We start from the raw sequence: 20,476 nt of genomic DNA on the forward strand, positions 1-20,476 counted from the left end.
GCCTATCGTAAAATTAGGCCGCTGTGAACGGTTGACCGACGTGTTCCATCACTTCGGTAAACCATTTTGCAGAAAGGTCGAAATGCTTTCCGCCCTTGATACGCGGAAACTCGATCGTCCGCAATTTGCCGTTCTGATCTTCATCATGGCCGGTGACGCCGGAGACCTTGTTGAGCGCGCTTTCGACGGCGAGATCGACCATGCCCTGGATGAGGCGCAGATCGGCGCCATTTGCCGGCGCGGACCGGGCGAAATAGCCTGACTTCTGTACCATGGAGCGTTCCGCGCCGATAAGGCCGGCAAATTGCTTCTGGAACCAGCCACCGACATTGATGGTGTCGATCTTCACATGGCCGAAGGCGTCGCGCTTGACGGCTTCGCCGGACGATTCCCGTTCGGCAACGATCGAATCAAGGCCCGCGCCTTCGGAAACGAACAGCGTGACGTAGCCGTGTTTGTCCATGATCGCCTTCAAACGCTCGGCTTCCGCCTCGATGTCGAAGGCCATTTCCGGCAGGTAGATGCCGTCGATGTTCTTCATCTGCGTGTTCATCATCAGGCCTTCGACATATTCATTGCCGCTGGTCTTCTGGATATAGGCGCGCGCGGTTGCCGCTGTCAGCCAGCCGCAATGGCGGCCCATGACTTCATGGATCACGAAGGTCTTCGGCGCAGCGCTCTGTTCGTTGCTGACATTGTCGAAGAAGGCGGCACCAACTTCGGCGGCGGTCCATGCGCCGAGAGACTGCTTGATCGGCACCACGTCATTATCCACCGTCTTCGGCAGGCCGACGACGGTGAGGTCGTAACCATTGGCGCCGAGATAAGCGGCGAGGTCGGCGGCCGTGGTATTGGTATCGTCGCCGCCGATGGTGTGGAGAATGGTGATGCCGTCAGCGGCCAGCCGTTCTGCGGCGACGCGCAGCGGGTTTTCACCCTCCTTGACCAGCCCACGCTTGGCGCAATCGGCGGCGTTGGTGAGCTTGACGCGGCTGTTGCCGATGGGCGAACCGCCATAACGATGTAACAGATGCGCCTTTTCGCGCATGTCTTTGTTGATCTCGATGCGATCGCCCAGAAGCACGCCCTGATAACCGGAGCGATAGGCCACGATGTCGATTTCAGGCGCAATGTCGCTGTAGCGCTCGATCAGGCCGCCAACGGCCGAAGAGAGACAGGGGGCAAGGCCACCCGCGGTCAGCATTGCGACTTTCTGTTTGGCCATCATGGCTCTCCTTTTTGCATATACTCAAATACATGTCTGGCAAATGGATGCGACAGCCGCGTGTAGGTGTAAAGTGAATTTATCAAGAAAAACGCCGATTTCTCGCGGGTTTTCAGCGGCTTGAGGAAACTGGCCGAATATAATCGTTTCAATCCGCATCAAGGCTGCCAGCTGCCGGTGTCCACTCGTTGCACCTGTGGAAAACCCCGGTCATGCTGTTTGGCCCGCTCTTGTTCCTGAAGCAAAACTGTCGCAAAGATGAATAAAAGTTAATGCCGCAGCACTGCCGGACATATTGCATTCACGGCAATATCCCGTCATGCTTGGCGTCATGATGTTCGATTTTGCCTGTCTGCAAATTTCATCCCTGTGGGAGCGGCTGCTCGGCGCAATCGGCGACGCGGCAGGTGGTGCGCTTGGACGCGTGGTTGAAGCCATCCGTACCCTGTTCGAAGGTGATCCGGAGACGCGGCGCAAGGTTTCCTTTTCCGTAGCGATTATCGCACTCTCCGCCAAGATGGCGAAGGCTGATGGCGTCGTCAACGATGCCGAGGTACGCGCCTTCCGGCAGATCTTCGATTTTCCCGAAGAAGAAGCGCGAAACGTTGCACGTCTTTATAATCTCGCGCGTCAGGACGTCGCCGGGTACGAGGCTTATGCCGAGCGGCTGGCCGGTCTTTGCGGTTCCGGCCACGACAATTGCGAGATGCTGGAAAGCGTCATCGACGGCCTGTTCCATATCGCCAAGGCCGATGGGCTGATCCATGAGCGGGAGCTGGCCTTCCTCGGCCGGATCGCGGAAATCTTTCATATCACCGAAGACCACTTCGAAACGATCATGGCGCGGCATGTCCATATGGACGGGCGCGATCCTTATCGCGTGCTCGGCGTTTCGCCCTCGGACGACTTTCTGGATATTCGCAAGCGTTACCGTTCGCTGGTTGCCGAACACCATCCCGACAAGCTCATTGCACGGGGCGTGCCGATGGAATTGCATGCTGCGGCCAATGAGCGTATGGCGGCTCTCAACGCCGCCTATGCGGCCATCGAGAAAGAACGCCGCGTCGCATGAATGAATGTCTGCCGGATTTTCCGGGCGCAGCCGTTGCGCCGTCGCCTAACCATGGCGAGAGACTTGATGTTGTCGGCCCTGATATCATTCTCCTGCATTATACCGGTATGACGACGGCGGACGGCGCGCTGTCGTGGCTCCGTAACCCCGAAAGCCAGGTCTCCAGCCACTACTTCGTCTTCGAGGACGGCCGCGTCATCCAGATGGTGCCGGAAACCCGTCGCGCCTGGCATGCGGGCAAAAGCACCTGGGCGGGGGATCAAGACATTAATTCCCGCTCCATCGGCATCGAAATCGCCAATCAGGGCCACCCCGGCGGTTTGCCGGAATTCCCGAAAAAACAGGTCGACGCCGTCATCGAATTGTGTCGCGATTGCGGCCAGCGCTGGAATATCGCGCCTGAGCGGGTGCTGGCGCATTCCGATGTGGCGCCAATCCGTAAGGTCGATCCGGGTGAGAAATTCCCGTGGGACATCCTGTCGCAGCATGGCGTTGGCCATTGGGTAGAGCCTGCGCCGATCCGCGGCGGGCGTTTTTTCCAGCGCGGCGATCATGGTCAGCCCGTCGAGGCGTTGCAATCGATGCTGTCCATTTATGGATATGGCGTTGAAATAACAGGTTCTTATTGCGAAAAGACCGAAGGCGCCGTGGCTGCCTTCCAGCGGCATTTTCGCCCGGCGCTTGTGGATGGCATTGCGGATTTTTCCACCATCGACACGTTGCATCGGCTGATCACCAGCCTGCCGAAATTTTCGGCCGCCTGAACGCGAATTCTGGAAAATAGTTCCTTGTTTTCCGGGCTTTCAAGTCGCTTTTTTTGATGTGCCACAGTTAATCCGCATTGAGGAAGTTTAAGAACAGCACTGTATGCGGTGCCGTTCTTCAGGGGAACCAGCCGTCAATATCAATCAAGGAGACTGGACTGCGGAAGGTCACGATCGACTTTCCGGGCGCTCACTATTTGTGTCACTTCATTGGTTCAGTCATCCGATCTGGAGACTTTTTCTACATATGAACAGGGTTGTTGTTGCTGTTGCAGCGGGTGTTGTTATGCTCGCTTCACAGGCGGGGATTGCTTTTGCCAAAGACGAGGACGTGAAGACCAAAACCGTGACGCTGGAGACCTTCTTCCGCAAGCCCGGTTATCCCATTCCGGAAAAGAGTCTGCCTTCGTCGCTCAAGAATGGTTATTCCGATTTGATCGTCAAATATGCCAAGCGTTATGGCGTTCCCACCAATCTGGCGCATGCCGTGGTGTCAGTGGAAAGCAAGTTCAACCCCAAGGCGCGCGGCAGTGCCGGCGAGGTCGGGCTGATGCAGATCAAGCCGGCAACGGCGCGCATGATGGGCTTTCGCGGCACGACAAAGGCGCTCTATGATCCCGAGACCAATATTCGCTGGGGCATGCAATATCTGGCGACCGCCCATCAGCTTGGCGGCGGTGAGGTCTGCAGCACCATCCTGCGTTATAATGCCGGCCATGGCGCCACACGGATGAATCCGGTGTCCAAACGTTATTGCGGCAAGGTGCAGGCGCTGCTGGCCAGCTGAGGTCCGAGTATCTTTCAGGAGGCATTGCCTGGAAAAGCGGAACGGGTTTTCCGCCCGGAAATCCGACAACGCCCCAAGCTTTTGCGAAAAGCGATTCCGGTTCGCGCGGGCATGCTGTAGTCAGGAATAAATCTGATACGGAGCATGTCATGCCGGATTTCAAATATATCGTGGTCGGGGCCGGGATGATGGGTGCGGCCGCGGCGCGGCACCTTTCGGCGCAAACGGACGGCGTGGCGCTGATCGGGCCGGGTGAGCCTGCCGATCGCAAGAGCCACAAAGGCGTATTTTCAAGCCACTACGACGAAGCGCGTATTACCCGTGGGTTTGACGGCGATCCGGTATGGGCGGAACTCGCGCGGCGTTCTATCCAGCGTTATGCGGAGATCGAGGCCAAAAGCGGCATCCGGTTTTTCACCGAAGCGGGCTGCCTGTTTACCGGAAATGGCAAGGGGCTTGCCGGAGACTATGTGTCGCGGGCGCTTTCGTCGGCTGAACGTCTCGGTCTCAGCGTGGAAACGCTCGGTGTCGACCGGCTTGCCGACCGATTTTCGATGTTTTCCCTCCCGGCCGATCACAGCGGTTATTTCGAGGCCCGCAATGCCGGCCACGTCAATCCGCGCGCCTTGGTGAAGGCGCAATGCGCAATTGCCGAGGCACAGGGCGCGCGGCTGGTGCGCGAGACTGCAGCGCATATTCGCGATACTTCGCAAGGCGTCGAGGTGGTAACGCGGCAAGGTGTTGTTCACACCGCCGAAAAGGTCATCGTGGCAGCGGGTGGTTTCACCAACATGGCCGAGCTGCTGCCATCGCCGGTCGATATGGCGGCGACGGGCCGCACCATCGTATTTTTCGAGCTGGATGAGGCAAGGCAGGCCATGTTCGGCTCCATGCCGTCAACCATCGTGCTGGCGGAGACGGAGGACGACATCGTCTACATCCTGCCGCCGGTGCGGTATCCCGATGGCAGGATCTATCTGAAAATTGGTGGTGAGAGCGAGAAAGGCAGGCTCGAGACGCTGACCGAGGCGGTGGAGTGGTTCCACTCGGACGGCACGCCCGGCGAGGTCGAATTCCTGACGAAGAAGGCATTGTCGTTGATGCCGGAACTTGCTGGCTGCCCCGTGACCTCCGGTTCCTGCGTCGCCTCCATTACCCGTAGCGGTTATCCCTATATCGGTTATACGCAATCTTCCAATATTGCGGTTCTGACCGGCGGTAATTTCGTCTCCGCCAAGTCGTCGGATGAAATCGGGCGGCTGGGCGCGGTGCTGCTTCTCAACGGTCAACTGACCGAGGATGAATTCGCCGCCGAAATGTCGCCGGTTTTCGTCTGACATCCTTCTGCGAAGCGGCTACAAGGTTGCGATTGAACAGGGTGGATGAAGAGGGCGGCATGTCGGGGCATTTCAACTATATCGTCGTTGGTCGTGGCATGATGGGTGCCGCCGCCGCCCGCCATCTGGCGGAAACGGTGGAGGGCGTCGCGCTAATCGGCCCCTGTGAACCTGCCGATATCAAATCGCACCAGGGCGTTTTCGCCAGCCACTATGATGAGGCGCGCATTACCCGCACCATCGATGGTGACGCCGACTGGGCGCTGCTCGCCAACCGCTCGATTGCGCGTTATGCCGATATTGCCGCGAGAAGCGGCGTGGAATTTTACGCACCGGTAGGTTGCCTGATGGTGGGGCCGGAGCGGGGCGGTGACAATCCGTTTGTCGACGATGTTCGCAAGGCAGCGGCGCGGCTCGGCGTTTCGACGGAATTGCTGGATGGTGAAAGCCTGAAAAGCCGCTTTCCCTATTTCTCCTTCGAACCGGGCTGCGAAGGCGTCTTCGAAAGGGACAATGCCGGATACGTCAATCCACGCGCGCTGGTGAAGGCGCAGGCTATTCTGGCGGCAAAGGCGGGTGTTGCGCTGATCGATGATATCGTCGTCTCGACGCGGGAAGAGGATGGCCGCGCATCGGTTCAGACGGCTTCGGGGGCGGTTTATTCCGCAGACCGGGTGCTGGTGGCGGCCGGCGGTTTCTCGATCACGAAGGATCTGCTGCCGCAGCCGGTCGCGCTTGATGTCTATGCGCGGACTGTCGCTTTCTTCGAGATTGATGAAACCGATCTTGGGCAATATGCAGCCATGCCGTCGCTGATCTACGAGCCGCGCGACACGACGAAACATATCTATCTGCTGCCGCCGGTGCGGTATCCCGATGGCAAATTCTATCTGAAAATCGGCGGTGATCCCGACGACAAGCCTGTTGGCAGCGACCCGGAAATCCGGGAATGGTTCCGTTCCGGTGGGCGTGAAAGCGTGCGTGATCATCTGTCAGCCATCGTCGGAGCGCTGGTGCCTGCCGTCGATCTCTCGCGTGTCTCGATGGCCGCCTGCGTCGTTTCCAAAACACGGAGCGGTTATCCCGCCATCGGCTTTACGGCTTCGCCGCATATCGCGGTTCTGACAGGTGGCAACGGGACGGCGGCCAAGAGTTCCGACGAGATCGGGCGGCTGGGTGCCGCATTGCTGCGGGACGGTGAAATTGCCGACGAGGCTTTCACAACGGATTTTAAACCGGCATTTCTTTGATCGTTTGTTGCGCTTTTCGGTGGCTTTCGTTCCAGAACATGGTTATGCAGCGCATGCCAGTTGGCCGGGCAGCCGCGCTTTACCAATGTCGAAAGACGGTAAGGTGAGGAAAGTCCGGGCTCCACGGAAATACGGTGCCGGATAACGTCCGGCGGGGGCGACCCCAGGGAAAGTGCCACAGAGAGCAAACCGCCATGCCTGCATGGTAAGGGTGAAAGGGTGGGGTAAGAGCCCACCGCGCCGCTGGTGACAGCGGTGGCAAGGTAAACCCCACCGGGAGCAAGACCGAATAGGGATGACACGGGATGGGCGAAAGTCCGTCTACAGCCGGTTTCCGGGTCGTCATCCGGGTGGGTTGCGAGAGGCGGCATGCAAATGCCGTCCCAGATGAATGGCTGCCACGTTCCGGGTCAAACCGGGGCCATACAGAACCCGGCTTACAGGCCAACTGGCGAATTTCCCCCGACCTTGTGTGCGGTGCCTCTATTCTTCCGGAGCATTTCCGGTGCGGGCGAGAGCGCTTAATGCTCTCGTGATTTGCCTTTGCGAAATGGCTCGCTCAGAACCGCTTCGATGTTGCGCCAGCATCGGCGCTCTTTCGTCTGCGATGGGTGGATCATTCGGGCATCGCGACCCGAATAGGGCGGGTTCCGACCGGAGCGCCGGTCGCGCGATCGATGGTGACGGGGTCGATCTCGGTTCCGGTTTCGGCATCGAAAAACCGGGTCACCTCGCCCCCGCCGCGATGTTTACGTCCCCAGGCGCCGATAGCAAACAGCACCGGCAAAAAATCGCGGCCAGCTTCCGTCAGTACATATTCGTCCCGTGGCGGGCGGTCGGAATAGCGGCGTTTCATCAATAATCCCTCCTCCGTCAACGATGAAAGCCGCCCGGTCAGCATCGTCGGAGCGATACCGAGGCTCTTGCGAAAATCGTCGAAACGGGTGAGCCCCGCATGGGCGTCGCGCATGATCAGCATGCTCCATGCGTCTCCCACAAGCGCCAGACTGCGGGCGATCAGACAGGGTTGCTCAGAAAGTTTTTTCATGTCGATATCTTTTTAGTAGTGACTTAATACTGATTTGATAGTAACTGAATGTTCATCAATGTTCCACGATAAAATGAAGGCGGAAGAGATGAGCAAGACAGAACGCGGCATTGCCCTGGTCACGGGCGCGTCCTCCGGCATCGGGCTGGTGACGGCGCAGGCGCTGCGGCGCGATGGTTACCGTGTCTTCGGCACGAGCCGAAAACCGATGCCCGATACTGCTGACGGAATCACGATGCTGATCTGCGATGTTGTCGACGATGCATCCGTGCAGCGTGCCGTGGATGAGGTCCTCGGCCGGGCAGGGCGGATTGATCTTCTCGTCAATAATGCCGGAATCGGACTGCTTGGCGGCGCTGAGGAATCGTCGGTTGAACAGGCGAAGGTCGTATTCGACGTCAACGTATTCGGCACCATGAGAATGACCAATGCGGTCCTGCCCTTCATGAGGCGGCAGGGTCGAGGCCGGATTGTCAACCTCAGCTCCATACTCGGGCTGATCCCCGCCCCCTATAATGCACTTTACGCGTCAACCAAGCACGCCATCGAAGGTTATTCAGAATCTCTTGATCATGAGGTGCGAACGCACGGTATCCGCATCGTACTTGTCGAGCCGGGGGTAACCCGCACGTCTTTTGAAGAGAACATTACGCGGCCGGACCGGCCGCTTGCCGTCTACGATACGGTTCGTGCGGATGCGGAGAAATTGATGCGCGAGATCATCGAAAAGGGCGATGCGCCCGAGGTGGTCGCGAACGTTATCGTACAGGCCGCCAATGCGGCGTCACCCAAACGGCGCTATACTGCCGGAAAAGCTGCGGGACAGGCCCGCTTTATCCGCCGCTTCCTGCCTGAGTCGTTCGTCGACAAGAGCTTTCGGAAATTCAGCAGACTTCCCGATTGAGCTTATCGCCCGTGCTGTCGGCTGACCACAGAAACGAAAGTTAGTTTGATGAAATCATTCCTGATTGATCGCTATGCAAAAGGCGGCGCTCTCCGGCTCAGCGATAGCCCCGAACCTGAGTTGCGCGCAAACGACGTTCTGGTCGAAATCCGAGCCGCCAGCGTGAACCTTCTGGACAACAAGATCAGGGACGGAGAGTTCAAGCTTATCCTGCCATACCGCCTTCCACTGGTGCTGGGCAACGATGTGGCGGGAGTTGTGGTCCGCGTCGGCGCGAATGTCCGCAAATTCAAGCCCGATGACGAGGTCTATGCCCGCCCGAACCAGAATCGCATCGGAACATTTGCAGAGTACATTGCCATTGATGAGGCCGATGTAGCGATCAAGCCGAACAATCTGACCATGGAGGAGGCGGCGTCCATGCCACTCGTCGCCCTGACGGCATGGCAGGTGCTTGTCGAGCGGGCCAATGTGCAAAAGGGACAGAAGGTTCTGATCCATGCCGGCTCGGGTGGCGTAGGCACTATCGCGATCCAGCTTGCCAGGCATCTCGGGGCATATGTAGCCACAACCACGAGTACAGCCAATGTGGCGCTTGTGAAAAGTCTCGGGGCAGACGTCGTGGTCGACTACAAGAAGGAAGACTTCGAGAACGTGTTGCAGGGCTACGACCTCGTGCTGAACAGCCTCGGGAAGGACACGCTGGAAAAATCCCTTGCGGTGCTCAAGCCGGGCGGGAAGCTGATTTCAATTTCCGGTCCGCCCGATCTGGATTTCGCGCGGCAGAATGGCCTTGGCTGGCTGCTTCGGCAGGTTATGCGTCTGCTAAGCTCCGGTATCCGGAGAAAATCGAAACGCCGGGGGATCGGCTATTCTTTTCTCTTCATGAGAGCGAATGGCGGGCAGCTTGAAAAGATTACCTCTCTGATCGAGGCGGGGAGCATACGTCCGGTAGTGGATCGGGTCTTCCCGTTCGAGAAGACCAATGAGGCATTGGATTATGTCCAGACGGGTCGTGCGAAAGGGAAGGTCGTCATCGCAGTGAAGTGATGACTGTAGTCCGGGCTGGTTTTTGACCTATCGGGCGACCCTGCAAAACGCTGCGCTTCTTTGCTGAGATTGCTCTCAATCGGGTAGATGCCGTAGCCTTTTCTCCTGAGGCACCGGGTACCAGCGCCGGTTTCGTCTTGGACGCATTTGGTCGGGGTCGTGTTGGCCAGTGTCGTGTGCTGAACGATGCGTAAGAGCCATGAAATTTCAATGATGACCCTCGCGACTGAGATCAAGAGCGGGGTCTCGCAAATCATTCCATTGTTTTAAAACAGAAAAACGGTGATTTCACTGCGTCTTGGTGTGCCGTGAAACAGCATCTTCCTGTGCGAAGTAAACCATTCGTTAAACTTAACGGCTTATGAATTTCCGATGCGAAGTCGGTATCGTGCCGGCTTCTCCCATTGACGCCCATAGTGTCCCATGGTATCCCAAATGCACACCACACTGGGTCGTGTTTTTGACCCGCAATCGCTGAAACGAGTGAGGAGCCTGCAAGGGGCTGCTGCAGGGCATGTTGCCCTGGCGCTTGGCGATGTGTCGTGCGTACCGGTGTTGTCTGTGGGGCGGATGGTTCGCCTGGCGGATTGCGGTTTGGGCGAGTTGAGTAATGGACCGCTTTTTATCGAACGTGACGAACAGGATCGACGCCAAGGGGCGCGTTTCGGTTCCGTCTCCGTTTCGTTCGGTGCTGGTGAGGCGCGGTATCCAGGAGCTTTATTGCCTTCAGGATTTCGCTTTTCCGGCAATCAGTGTCGGCGGTCCGGATTTGCTGGAACGCTACGAGCGGCAGATTGCATCCATGGATGCCTTCTCGCCGGAGGCGAACGCGATGTCGCTGCTGGTTCACGGCGGCGGTATCTTCATGAAGCTCGACCAGGAAGGTCGGTTGATGGTGACGGATTTCGTGCGGGAATTCACCGGCATATCCACCGAGGTCACCTTCGTCGGACGAGCGGATCATTTTCAGCTTTGGCAACCGCAGGCGTTTTTGGGCGCGCAGGCGGCAGCAAGAGCGGGGCGCGGTTTTTCGGCTGCTCGCCCCGCATAGGACGGGGACACGGAATGGCGGCGAATTCTGGCGGGCGATCTTCTGATGCCGATGGCGGACCTCAGCGTCACGTCCCGGTCCTGCTTCGCGAAGTCATTGCCGCGCTTGAGCCCGCATCCGGAAAGATCATCCTCGACGGCACGTTCGGCGCCGGCGGCTACACCCAGGCCATTCTCGATCAGGGCGCCAACGTCATCGCGCTCGACCGCGATCCGACCGCAATTGCCGGCGGTCAGGCGATGGTTGCCGCCAATGGCGGCAGGCTTACCCTTATTCAATCGCAATTTTCCGATCTGGCCAGCCACGCGCCTGAAGGCGGCCTTGACGGCGTCGTTCTCGATATCGGCGTCTCCTCCATGCAGATCGACGAGGCGGAACGCGGATTTTCCTTCCAGAAAAACGGCCCTCTCGATATGCGGATGTCGGCTTCGGGCGTGTCGGCGGCGGATGTCGTCAATCGTGCGAAGGTTGGTGATCTGATCCGTATCTTCGGTTTTCTCGGTGAAGAAAAGCAGCCGGGCCGCATTGCCCGCGCCATCGAGAAGAGGAGGGCGGAAGAGCCCTTCCGCACCACGCGTGATCTCGCCGGTCTCATCGAGATCGTCACGCCGCGCAAAGCAAAAGACAAGATCCACCCCGCAACACGGGTGTTTCAGGCGCTTCGCGTTTTCGTCAATGACGAACTCGGCGAGCTGGCGCAGGCGCTTTTCGCTGCCGAGCGGTCCTTGAAGCCCGGTGGGCGGCTGGTCGTCGTCACGTTCCATTCGCTGGAAGACCGCATCGTCAAAAAATTCTTCTCCGACCGTTCGGGTAAAGCTGCCGGTTCCCGGCATCTGCCGATGGTCGAAGACAAGCCGGCCATTTTCGACAATATCGGCAAGCCGATGATCGCTGCCAGCGAAGAGGAAGCGGAGCTTAATCCGCGTGCGCGCTCGGCGAAGTTGCGGGCGGGTCTGCGCACGACCGCGCCGGTGCGGGCGGCGGATTTCTCGATTTTCGAACTTCCCGATCTCGCCAGCCTTGAAAAGATGGGAGGCTGATATGCTGCGCACTTTCGATGTCATCTTGATGGGGGTCATGGTTGCTGCGGCCGTCGTGACCTATTCGATCAAGCACAAGGCCGATCTGAAGCTGGAAGAGGTCCGCAAGCTCGAGGCTGAAATCAAGCTCGAGAAGGATACGATCGATCTGTTGCGGGCCGACTGGGCGCTGCTGACGCAGCCGAACCGCCTGCACCGCCTCGTCAATGCCTATCAGGACGAGCTTGGCCTTTCGCCGACGCTGCCGACACAATTGGCGCAGCCGCGCGAACTTCCCATGCTGCGTTCGCAATTGCCGCAGCCGCCTGAGCCGGAAGGCATGAGCGTCGAGGATGTGATCGCCGCCGCCGTTAACGGTTCCAGGCCGGGCGCGACGCTTGGCGCTGCCACCAAAAAGAAATCGCCGCCGGCGGGCCAGATCGCTGCCAATGGCGCTCCGGTTCCGACGCCGAGGGCGCGTGTTTCCCGTCCCACCGCGGCTCCGGCCGTCTCCGCCGTCGCCGGTGATGAAACCGACGACATGGATGACACGATAACAGGATCGGTGAACCGCTGATGTCTTTTCTCTCCCGCGCCATGGTTTTGAAGAGCAAGGCTCACTTTTCCGCCAGCACCACCGGCGTTCACGCCGACCATGCGGCTTTCGAGGGCGCCCGCAAAAGGCGCGCTGCCCAAGCGAAAAGCCGGGTCGGCCTGATCATTTTCGGATTCATCGCTTTTTACGGCGTCGTTGGCGGTCGTCTGGTGCAATATGGCATCGCGGAACAGGAAACCGTTTCAAGCATCGCGCCCGCCGACAGGCTGATGGCGTCGCGTCCCGACCTTCTTGACCGTAACGGTGAGGTTCTCGCCACCGACATCCGCACCGTTTCGCTGTTTGCCGAGCCGCATCGCATCGTCGATATCGATGAGGCGATCGAGAAGCTGCGTACCGTTCTGCCTGATCTCGACCAGCGCGGCACCTATCAGAAGCTCACCTCCAATTCCCGTTTCCAGTGGCTGCGCCGTCAGTTGACGCCCAAGCAGCAGAGCCAGATTCTCGCACTCGGCATTCCCGGCGTGGGGTTCCGTCCGGAAAAACGCCGGTTCTATCCGGGCGGGCCAACGGCTGCCCACGTCGTCGGTCACGTGAACATCGACAATCGCGGCGTGGCGGGCATGGAGCGCTATGTAGACAATCAGGGCCTTGCCGATCTGACAGCGCTCGGCATGACCAGCGACCAGCCGCTGGAACCGGTAAAGCTCTCGATCGATCTGCGCGTGCAGTCTATCGTGCGTGAGGTCGTAACCTCCGCAATCGCCAAGTTCCAGGCAATCGGTGCCGGCGCCGTCGTTCTGGATGTGCATACGGGTGAAGTTCTCGCCATGGCCTCCGTGCCGGATTACGATCCGAACAACCCGGCCGAAGGCGCGAAAGAGGGCTGGCTCAACCGCATGTCGAACGGCACGTTCGAAATGGGATCGACCTTCAAGTCCTTCACCATCGCCATGGGCCTCGATTCTGGCCGCGTGCGTCTGGGTGACAGTTTCGATGCCCGTTATCCGATCCGGATCGGTGGTTTCACCATCAAGGACTTCCATGGCAAGAACCGCGTTCTGTCGGTGCCGGAAATCTTCCAGTTTTCGTCCAATATCGGTACGGCCAAGATCGCCGACACTGTCGGCACCGAAGGCCACAAGGAGTTTCTGACGAAGCTCGGGCTTTTGACCCGTATGCAGACTGAATTGCCTGAAGTGGCGCTGCCCTCGCAGCCGCGTGAATGGAAGAAGATCAACTCCATCACCATTTCCTTCGGTCACGGCGTTTCGACGACGCCGCTGCAGACGGCGGTTGCCGGCGCAGCCCTTGTCAATGGCGGCAAGCTGATCGAGCCGACCTTCCTGCCGCGCACCCGCGAACAGGCGGATCTGGTTGCCAAGCAGGTTCTGAAACCCACCACCAGCAAGGATATGCGCTTCCTGTTTGAATGGAACGGTGTGAACGGATCGGGCCGCAATGCGCGCGTCGACGGTTTCAACGTTGGCGGCAAGACCGGCACGGCGGACAAGGTCGTCAATGGCCGTTATGTGCGTGACAAGAACTTCAACGCCTTCCTGTCAGCCTTTCCGATCGACGACCCGCAATATGTGGTGTTGACCTTCATCGATGAACCGAAAACGGACAAGGGCAATGGCGCAGCACTTGCCGGCACGTCCGCAGCGCCGATGGTGCGCGATATTATCGCGCGCACCGCAGCGGTTCTGGGCGTGAAGCCGAAGTTCGGCAAGGATGGCTCGGCCTTGCTCGTGTCTTATTGATTGTTAGAGCTTATGATGTTCCGGCGATTCGCGCCGGGGGGACAAGACGGACACAGTCGATGAATTTGCGAGATATATCCGGAAACGCGTTTCCGGAATTGAAAGAATTGCTCCTGTCTGAGATCGGGGCGATCGAAATCGGGGGAATAACCGCAGACAGCCGCAAGGCTCAGCCCGGCAGCCTGTTCGTGGCGGTCGCTGGCACCAAGGCGGATGGCGCGGCCTATGTGAAAGACGCGGTTGCCAAGGGTGCGGTCGCCGTCGTTTCCGCACATGCGGTGGAGGCCGATGTGCCGGTCCTCGCTGTCACCGATCCGCGCCTCTATCTCTCCCTTGCCGCCGCCCGGTTTTATGGAAAACAGCCTGAAACCATGGTTGCTGTCACCGGCACGGCTGGAAAGACGTCCGTCGCCTCCTTCGTGCGGCAGATCTGGGCCTTTGCCGGCCATGCGGCCGCGCAAATCGGCACGACGGGCGTCATCGCTCCGGGCCGCGAGGATTATGGTGCGCTGACGACGCCGGATCCGGTAACGCTGCATGCGCTTCTGGCCGAGCTTGCCACCGAGGGCGTCACCCATGCGGCGATGGAGGCTTCGAGCCACGGCCTCGACCAACGCCGCCTCGATGGCGTGAAGCTTGCGGCGGCCGGTTTCACCAATCTCGGTCGCGATCATATGGATTATCATCCGACTGTTGAGGACTATATGGCCGCGAAGATGCGGCTGTTCGATACGCTGATGGAAAAAGGTGCGCCAGCGGTGATCTTTGCCGACGATCCCTGGTCGGAGCAGGCGATCCGCTCTGCTGGTGATGCGGGCCTTGATGTTCGCACTGTCGGCCGCAAGGGCGATTACCTGACGCTGAAACGGGTGGAGCATTTCCGTCACCGGCAGATGATCGAAGTGCATCATGACGGCGTGATCCACGAGGTGGATATTCCGCTCGCCGGCGATTTTCAGGTGGCCAATGCGCTGGTTGCGGCCGGTCTTGCCATGTCCACCGGCGTTTCCGCCACTGTAGCGATGAAGGCGCTTGAAAAGCTGATCGGCGCTGCCGGCCGGCTGGAGCTGGTGGGCCAGACAAAGAACGGCGCGCTTGCCTATGTGGATTATGCCCACAAGCCGGATGCGCTGGAAAATGTGCTGACTTCGGTCAGACCTTTCACGTCGGGCCGCATCATCACCGTGTTTGGTTGCGGCGGTGACCGTGACAAGGGCAAACGCCCGATCATGGGTGAAGTGGCGACGCGGCTTTCCGACATTGTCATCGTCACCGACGATAATCCGCGCTCGGAAGACGCAGCCACGATCCGTTCCGAAGTCATGGCGGCGGCACCGGGTGCAGTGGAAATTGGCGACAGGTCGCAGGCTATCCACCATGCGGTATCGCTGCTTTCAAACGGCGATACGCTGATCGTCGCGGGCAAGGGGCATGAAGAGGGGCAGATCGTCGGTTCGGTGACGCTGCCGTTTTCCGATCATGAACAGGTGCGTTCCGCGCTGGAAGGATTGAAGATTTGAGCTGGTTATGGACAGTCGCCGACATGATCGCCATCACGGCAGGACGCCCGGTGGGCAACCTGCCGACCGGAATCACCGGCATTTCCATCGACAGCCGGACGGTCAAGCCGGGAGAGGCCTTCTTCGCCATCAAGGGTGATCGGGTCGACGGCCATGATTATACCAGTTTTGCCGTTGCGAATGGTGCTGGCCTTCTGGTGGTGGCCGAAGGCAAGCTGCCGGCGCTCGGCCGGCTGACCGTGCCGATGATCGTGGTCGAGGATGTTCTCGCCGCACTCGGCAAGCTCGCTATTGCAGCACGTGAAAGAACGTCGGCGCGCATCATCGCGGTGACCGGTTCGGTCGGCAAGACGACGACGAAGGAAATGCTGCGGCAGGCTCTGGAGCCGTCGGGACGGGTTCACGCGGCAGTCGCTTCCTTCAACAACCATTGGGGCGTACCGCTGACGCTGGCGCGCATGCCCGCCGATACCGAATTCGGTGTGTTCGAAATCGGCATGAACCATTCCGGCGAAATCCGCCCGCTGGTGAAGATGGTGCGCCCGCATGTGGCGATCATCACCACCATCGCCGCCGCCCATCTCGGCAATTTCAAGAATATCGAAGAGATCGCGGCTGCCAAGGCGGAAATATTCGAGGGTCTGGAGGGTGGCGGCTCCGTCATTCTCAACCGCGACAACGCCCAGTTCGAGCAGCTTGAAGAGGCGGCGCAGGATCAGGGCATCGAACATGTTCTGACTTTCGGACAGCACGCCAAGGCCGATTTCCGGCTTGCCGATTTCGAAAGCACGCCTTCGGGTTCAACCATCTGGGCGATCCTGAACGGCGAGACCAGCGAATTGCACCTGAACGTTCCCGGCCGTCACATCGCCGATAACGCCATGGCCGTGCTCGGTGCCGTCGCTGTGACCGGCGCCAACCTAGATCGGGCTTTTGAGGCGCTTGGAACACTCGAGGCGGTGAAAGGGCGTGGCCAGCGCCATCGCCTGACGATTGAAGGCGGCTCCTTCCTGCTGATCGACGAGAGCTATAATGCCAACCCGGCCTCCATGCGGGCGGCGATTGCCGTGCTGGCGGAAACCGAGACGCAGGGCCACGGCCGGCGTGTTGCGGTTCTTGGCGACATGCTGGAGATGGGTGAATTTTCCGCGCAGCTGCATGAAGAACTGGCCGGGCCGTTGTTGGCGGCTGGTATCGAACATGTCTGGCTGGCGGGTGAGGCGATGGCCGCCCTTCGCGATGCGTTGCCGGACAGCGTCACCGTCATCTGGTTCCCGACGACGGCGGAACTCACCGATTTCGCCCTGCAATGGGTGCAACCGGGAGACGCGCTCATGGTAAAATCGTCACTGGGGCTTGGTTTCGGGAAGATTGTCGCCGCCCTGCTTGACAAGTATCCGGCATTCCCCGAGACGGAACGCCAAGTCTGAAATAGCCTTTTGAAAGGGCAAATATGCTGATCTGGCTCGTCGAACTGTCGGATAAAGTTCAAGTCTTCAACCTCTTCCGGTACATCACCTTCCGGGCGGGCGCGGCGATGTTCACCTCTGCGTTGATCGTCTTCCTGTTCGGACCGGCGATCATCAACTCGCTGCGCGTTCGCCAGGGCAAAGGCCAGCCGATCCGTGCCGATGGACCGCAGACCCATTTCAAGAAGGCCGGCACGCCGACCATGGGCGGACTGATGATCCTTGCCGGCATTCTCGGCGGTTCGCTGCTCTGGGGTGACCTGTCGAATGTCTATGTCGTCGCCGTCTTGATGGTGACGCTGGGTTTCGGGGCTATCGGCTTTTATGACGATTACCTCAAGGTGACGAAGCAGAGCGACAAGGGTTTTTCCGGCAAGGCCCGTCTCGGCTTTGAATTCCTGATCGCGGCGATTGCCGTGTTCTTCATGATGAAGATGGCGCTCGCCTCCGCGCCGCATGGCGGCACGCTCGGCAGCTCCATCGCCTTTCCTTTCTTCAAGGAATTCGTGATCAATCTAAGCTATTTCTTCGTGCTGTTCGGTGCTTTTGTCATCGTCGGCGCCGGCAATGCCGTGAACCTGACGGATGGTCTCGATGGTTTGGCCATCGTGCCCGTCATGATCGCCGCCGCCACCTTCGGCGTGATTGCCTATCTCGCCGGCAACGCGGTTTTCGCCAACTATCTGCAGATCAATTTCGTGCCCGGCACGGGTGAACTCGCCGTCATCGTCGGCGCTGTCATCGGCGCGGGCCTCGGTTTCCTGTGGTTCAACGCGCCGCCCGCCGCCATCTTCATGGGCGACACGGGTTCGCTGGCGCTTGGTGGTCTTATCGGCTCTATCGCAGTCGCTACCAAGCATGAAATCGTCATGGTCATCGTTGGCGGTCTGTTCGTGATGGAAACGCTCTCTGTCATCATCCAGGTCTTCTGGTTCAAGCGCACCGGCAGGCGCGTCTTCCTGATGGCCCCGATCCACCATCATTTCGAGAAAAAAGGCTGGACGGAAAGCCAGGTGGTTATCCGTTTCTGGATCATTTCCGTTGGCCTCGCACTGCTTGGCCTCGCCACCCTGAAGCTGAGGTGAGCGATGATCCCGGTCACGTCGTTTAGAGGTAAGAAGGTCGCGCTTTTCGGGCTTGGTGGTTCGGGTCTCGTCACGGCCCGGGCGCTGGTGGCCGGTGGTGCGGATGTTGTTGCTTTCGACGACAATCCAGACAGCGTCGCCAAGGCGCAGGCTGAAGGCATCACCACGGCGGACCTTCGCACGATTGACTGGTCCTCGATGTCCTCTTTCGTGCTGGCGCCGGGCGTGCCGCTGACGCATCCGAAGCCGCACTGGTCGGTTGACCTTGCGCGTGCGGCAGGCGTCGAGATCATCGGCGATATCGAGCTTTTCATTCGCGAACGTCGCGCCCATGCGCCGGATTGCCCCTTCATCGCCATCACCGGCACCAACGGCAAGTCCACGACGACGGCGCTGATCGCCCATATTCTCAAGGCTTCAGGCCGCGATACGCAGCTCGGTGGCAATATAGGCACGGCGGTGCTGAGCCTCGATCCGCCGAAAGCGCAACGTTTTTACGTCGTCGAATGCTCGTCCTACCAGATCGATCTGGCACCGACGATCAATCCCACTGCCGGTATCCTTCTCAATCTGACGCCTGACCATCTCGACCGGCATGGCACGATGCAGCATTATGCCGACGTCAAGGAACGGCTGGTCGCTGGCAGTAACACTGCGATCGTCGGCGTGGATGACAGCCATTCGACGCTGATTGCCGACCGCATCGAGCGCGCCGGCGTGAAGGTGGAGCGCATTTCCAAGCGCAATGTCGTGTCCGAGGGTCTTTATGCCGAATGCAGCCGTATCCTGCGGGCGCATGGCGGCACATTTTCGCTGCTGGTTGATCTTGATGGTATCCAGACCCTTCGTGGCAGCCACAATGCGCAGAATGCGGCGGCCGCGATTGCCGCCTGCCTTGCTGTTGGCGTCTCGGAAGATGAGGTTCGTGCCGGTCTCAAATCCTTCCCCGGTCTCAAACATCGCATGCAGCCAGTCGGCCGGCGTGGCAACGTCACCTTCATCAATGACAGCAAGGCGACCAATGCCGATGCTGCGGCACCGGCGCTTTCAAGCTATGAGCGGATTTACTGGATCGCCGGCGGTCTTCCCAAGGCGGGTGGCATAACCAGCCTGTCGCCGCTGTTTCCTCACATCGCCAAGGCCTATCTGATCGGTGAGGCGGCGGCGGAATTTGCCGCGACGCTCGGCGAGGCGGTGCCTTATGAAATATCCGGCACGCTGGACAAGGCTGTGCAGCATGCGGCAGCCAATGCGGAAAAAGATGCGACGGCCGGTAATGTCGTGATGTTATCCCCGGCTTGCGCAAGCTTCGATCAATATAAGAACTTTGAAATCAGAGGTGATTCGTTCGTCGCGCTGGTCGCGGCGCTCGACGGCGTGACGATGCTCGTTCACTCTGGAAAAGGGGGCTGAAGGCCATGGTAAGCCGAGTTGATCGCGGTCCGGTCGCGGAATGGTTCTGGACTATCGACCGTTTCTTTCTGGCGGCGTTCGTCGCACTGATGGGCATCGGCCTGATGCTGTCCTTTGCGGCGTCGCCTGCGGTTGCCGAGCGTATCGGTCTCAACAGCTTCTTCTTCGTTGAACGTCAGGCGATGTTCATGGTGCCGTCGCTGGCGATCATGGTCGGCCTTTCCTTCCTGTCGCCCCGTCAGGTCAGGCGTGTTGCGGTCATCATGCTGATCGCCGCGCTGTTGATGATGATCTTCGCGCTGTTCTTCGGCATCGAGGTCAAGGGTGCACGTCGGTGGATTTCCATCGGCACCTTCTCGATCCAGCCTTCGGAATTCATGAAGCCTGCCTTTGTGATCGTCTGCGCCTGGCTGTTTGCCGAACGGGCGCGCCATCCTGAAATTCCCGGCAATCTCTTCGCCATCATCACCTTCGGCATCGTGGCAGCACTCCTGATCGCCCAGCCGGACTTCGGCCAGACGATCCTGACCTCGGTTGTCTGGGGCGGCATGTTCTTCATGGCGGGCGTGCCGTGGTTCTGGATCATCATGCTCGGTGGCGTCGGTGTCGGCGGCATTATTTCCGCCTATCTGATGTTGCCGCACGTTGCGGGTCGTATCGACCGCTTCTGGACAGGCGAAGGTGATACGTTCCAGGTGGATACCGCACGTGAGGCGATCATTCGCGGTGACTGGTTCGGACGCGGACCGGGCGAGGGTATCGTCAAGCGCATCATTCCCGACAGCCATACCGACTTCATCTTCTCGGTGGCGGCGGAAGAATTCGGCATCGTTTTCTGCATGTTCCTCGTTGCGATCTTCGCCTTCATCGTGCTGCGCGGCCTGTCGCACGCCTTCAAAGAAAAGGACGATTTTTGCCGTTTTGCCGTGGCTGGCCTCGTGCTGCAGATCGGCATGCAGTCGATGATCAATATCGGCGTCAATCTGGAGCTTATGCCCGCCAAGGGCATGACGCTGCCGCTGATTTCCTATGGCGGTTCGTCGATGATGGCGATCTGCGTCACGGCCGGTTTCCTTCTGGCGCTGACACGCCACAGACCTGAAAAGCGGGCGCAGGAGCGCAGCTTCTTCCGCGTCGGTTCCGGCGTTCCTGCGGAGTAAACG

General features: G+C 59.4%; 18 protein-coding genes and 1 other RNA gene. 17 read left to right on the forward strand and 2 right to left on the reverse strand.

Features of this window, described 5'->3' with window-relative positions; translation table 11 throughout:
* Positions 1-13: 13 nt before the first annotated feature.
* Entirely contained in the window at positions 14-1,225 is a 1,212-nt protein-coding gene (locus DXT96_RS12390) for a pyrophosphate--fructose-6-phosphate 1-phosphotransferase (protein WP_149900164.1), read from the reverse strand.
* 331 nt (positions 1,226-1,556) lie between these two features.
* Here DXT96_RS12390 and DXT96_RS12395 point away from each other — a divergent pair, with 331 nt between their 5' ends.
* The 6 genes from DXT96_RS12395 to rnpB all read left to right on the forward strand — a co-directional run bounded on the left by DXT96_RS12395 (position 1,557) and on the right by rnpB (position 6,891).
* Positions 1,557-2,297 carry a DnaJ family molecular chaperone gene (locus tag DXT96_RS12395; protein WP_035220735.1) on the forward strand — a complete coding sequence of 247 codons (741 nt, stop codon included), beginning with the start codon at positions 1,557-1,559 and terminating at the stop codon, positions 2,295-2,297.
* Positions 2,294-3,061, forward strand: a complete 768-nt coding sequence (locus DXT96_RS12400) for an N-acetylmuramoyl-L-alanine amidase (protein ID WP_149900165.1) — start codon at positions 2,294-2,296, stop codon at positions 3,059-3,061. Before DXT96_RS12395 ends, DXT96_RS12400 begins: the two co-directional genes overlap by 4 nt.
* Before the next feature lie 247 nt (positions 3,062-3,308).
* The gene (locus DXT96_RS12405; protein WP_149900166.1) at positions 3,309-3,848 is read left to right on the forward strand and encodes a lytic transglycosylase domain-containing protein; all 540 of its coding nucleotides are present in this window, start codon (positions 3,309-3,311) and stop codon (positions 3,846-3,848) included.
* A 149-nt stretch (positions 3,849-3,997) separates the two neighbouring features.
* Positions 3,998-5,185: an FAD-binding oxidoreductase gene (locus DXT96_RS12410; protein WP_153515042.1), complete on the forward strand. Its 1,188-nt coding sequence runs from the start codon at positions 3,998-4,000 to the stop codon at positions 5,183-5,185.
* A 59-nt stretch (positions 5,186-5,244) separates the two neighbouring features.
* A complete protein-coding gene (locus DXT96_RS12415) occupies positions 5,245-6,435 on the forward strand; it encodes an FAD-binding oxidoreductase (protein WP_153515043.1) in 1,191 nt (396 codons plus the stop codon).
* A 56-nt stretch (positions 6,436-6,491) separates the two neighbouring features.
* Positions 6,492-6,891, forward strand: an RNA gene (gene rnpB / locus DXT96_RS12420) — RNase P RNA component class A.
* A 160-nt stretch (positions 6,892-7,051) separates the two neighbouring features.
* Here rnpB and DXT96_RS12425 read toward each other — a convergent pair.
* Positions 7,052-7,483 (reverse strand): helix-turn-helix domain-containing protein, encoded by a 432-nt coding sequence (locus DXT96_RS12425; RefSeq protein ID WP_153515044.1) that lies wholly within the window; start codon positions 7,481-7,483, stop codon positions 7,052-7,054.
* A gap of 88 nt (positions 7,484-7,571) precedes the next feature.
* On the opposite strand from DXT96_RS12425, the gene DXT96_RS12430 reads away from it, so the two are divergent.
* The 11 genes from DXT96_RS12430 to ftsW all read left to right on the forward strand — a co-directional run bounded on the left by DXT96_RS12430 (position 7,572) and on the right by ftsW (position 20,473).
* Entirely contained in the window at positions 7,572-8,387 is an 816-nt protein-coding gene (locus DXT96_RS12430; RefSeq protein WP_153515133.1) for an oxidoreductase, read from the forward strand.
* A 48-nt stretch (positions 8,388-8,435) separates the two neighbouring features.
* The gene (locus tag DXT96_RS12435; RefSeq protein ID WP_149900170.1) at positions 8,436-9,437 is read left to right on the forward strand and encodes an NADP-dependent oxidoreductase; all 1,002 of its coding nucleotides are present in this window, start codon (positions 8,436-8,438) and stop codon (positions 9,435-9,437) included.
* 610 nt (positions 9,438-10,047) lie between these two features.
* Positions 10,048-10,488, forward strand: a complete 441-nt coding sequence (mraZ, locus tag DXT96_RS12440; protein WP_149900171.1) for a division/cell wall cluster transcriptional repressor MraZ — start codon at positions 10,048-10,050, stop codon at positions 10,486-10,488.
* Between the two features lie 14 nt (positions 10,489-10,502).
* Positions 10,503-11,528 (forward strand): 16S rRNA (cytosine(1402)-N(4))-methyltransferase RsmH, encoded by a 1,026-nt coding sequence (gene rsmH, locus DXT96_RS12445; protein WP_149900172.1) that lies wholly within the window; start codon positions 10,503-10,505, stop codon positions 11,526-11,528.
* Between the two features lies 1 nt (position 11,529).
* The gene (locus DXT96_RS12450; RefSeq protein ID WP_149900173.1) at positions 11,530-12,084 is read left to right on the forward strand and encodes a hypothetical protein; all 555 of its coding nucleotides are present in this window, start codon (positions 11,530-11,532) and stop codon (positions 12,082-12,084) included.
* Positions 12,084-13,826, forward strand: coding sequence for a penicillin-binding protein 2 (locus DXT96_RS12455; protein WP_149900174.1), 1,743 nt, complete (start codon positions 12,084-12,086; stop codon positions 13,824-13,826). The genes DXT96_RS12450 and DXT96_RS12455 overlap by 1 nt, the downstream gene beginning before the upstream one ends.
* A 59-nt stretch (positions 13,827-13,885) precedes the next feature.
* On the forward strand, positions 13,886-15,346 hold the full coding sequence (locus DXT96_RS12460; RefSeq protein WP_153515045.1) for a UDP-N-acetylmuramoyl-L-alanyl-D-glutamate--2,6-diaminopimelate ligase: 1,461 nt from the start codon (positions 13,886-13,888) through the stop codon (positions 15,344-15,346).
* Positions 15,343-16,776 carry a UDP-N-acetylmuramoylalanyl-D-glutamyl-2,6-diaminopimelate--D-alanyl-D-alanine ligase gene (locus tag DXT96_RS12465; protein ID WP_153515046.1) on the forward strand — a complete coding sequence of 478 codons (1,434 nt, stop codon included), beginning with the start codon at positions 15,343-15,345 and terminating at the stop codon, positions 16,774-16,776. Before DXT96_RS12460 ends, DXT96_RS12465 begins: the two co-directional genes overlap by 4 nt.
* Positions 16,777-16,799: 23 nt before the next feature.
* Entirely contained in the window at positions 16,800-17,900 is a 1,101-nt protein-coding gene (mraY, locus tag DXT96_RS12470; protein ID WP_149900177.1) for a phospho-N-acetylmuramoyl-pentapeptide-transferase, read from the forward strand.
* A 3-nt stretch (positions 17,901-17,903) separates the two neighbouring features.
* Positions 17,904-19,313: a UDP-N-acetylmuramoyl-L-alanine--D-glutamate ligase gene (gene murD / locus DXT96_RS12475; RefSeq protein ID WP_153515047.1), complete on the forward strand. Its 1,410-nt coding sequence runs from the start codon at positions 17,904-17,906 to the stop codon at positions 19,311-19,313.
* A 5-nt stretch (positions 19,314-19,318) separates the two neighbouring features.
* Positions 19,319-20,473 (forward strand): putative lipid II flippase FtsW, encoded by a 1,155-nt coding sequence (ftsW, locus tag DXT96_RS12480; RefSeq protein ID WP_149900179.1) that lies wholly within the window; start codon positions 19,319-19,321, stop codon positions 20,471-20,473.
* The last annotated feature ends 3 nt before the right edge of the window (positions 20,474-20,476 follow it).

Source organism: Agrobacterium sp. ICMP 6402 (assembly GCF_009498615.1).
Lineage (GTDB): Bacteria > Pseudomonadota > Alphaproteobacteria > Rhizobiales > Rhizobiaceae > Agrobacterium > Agrobacterium burrii.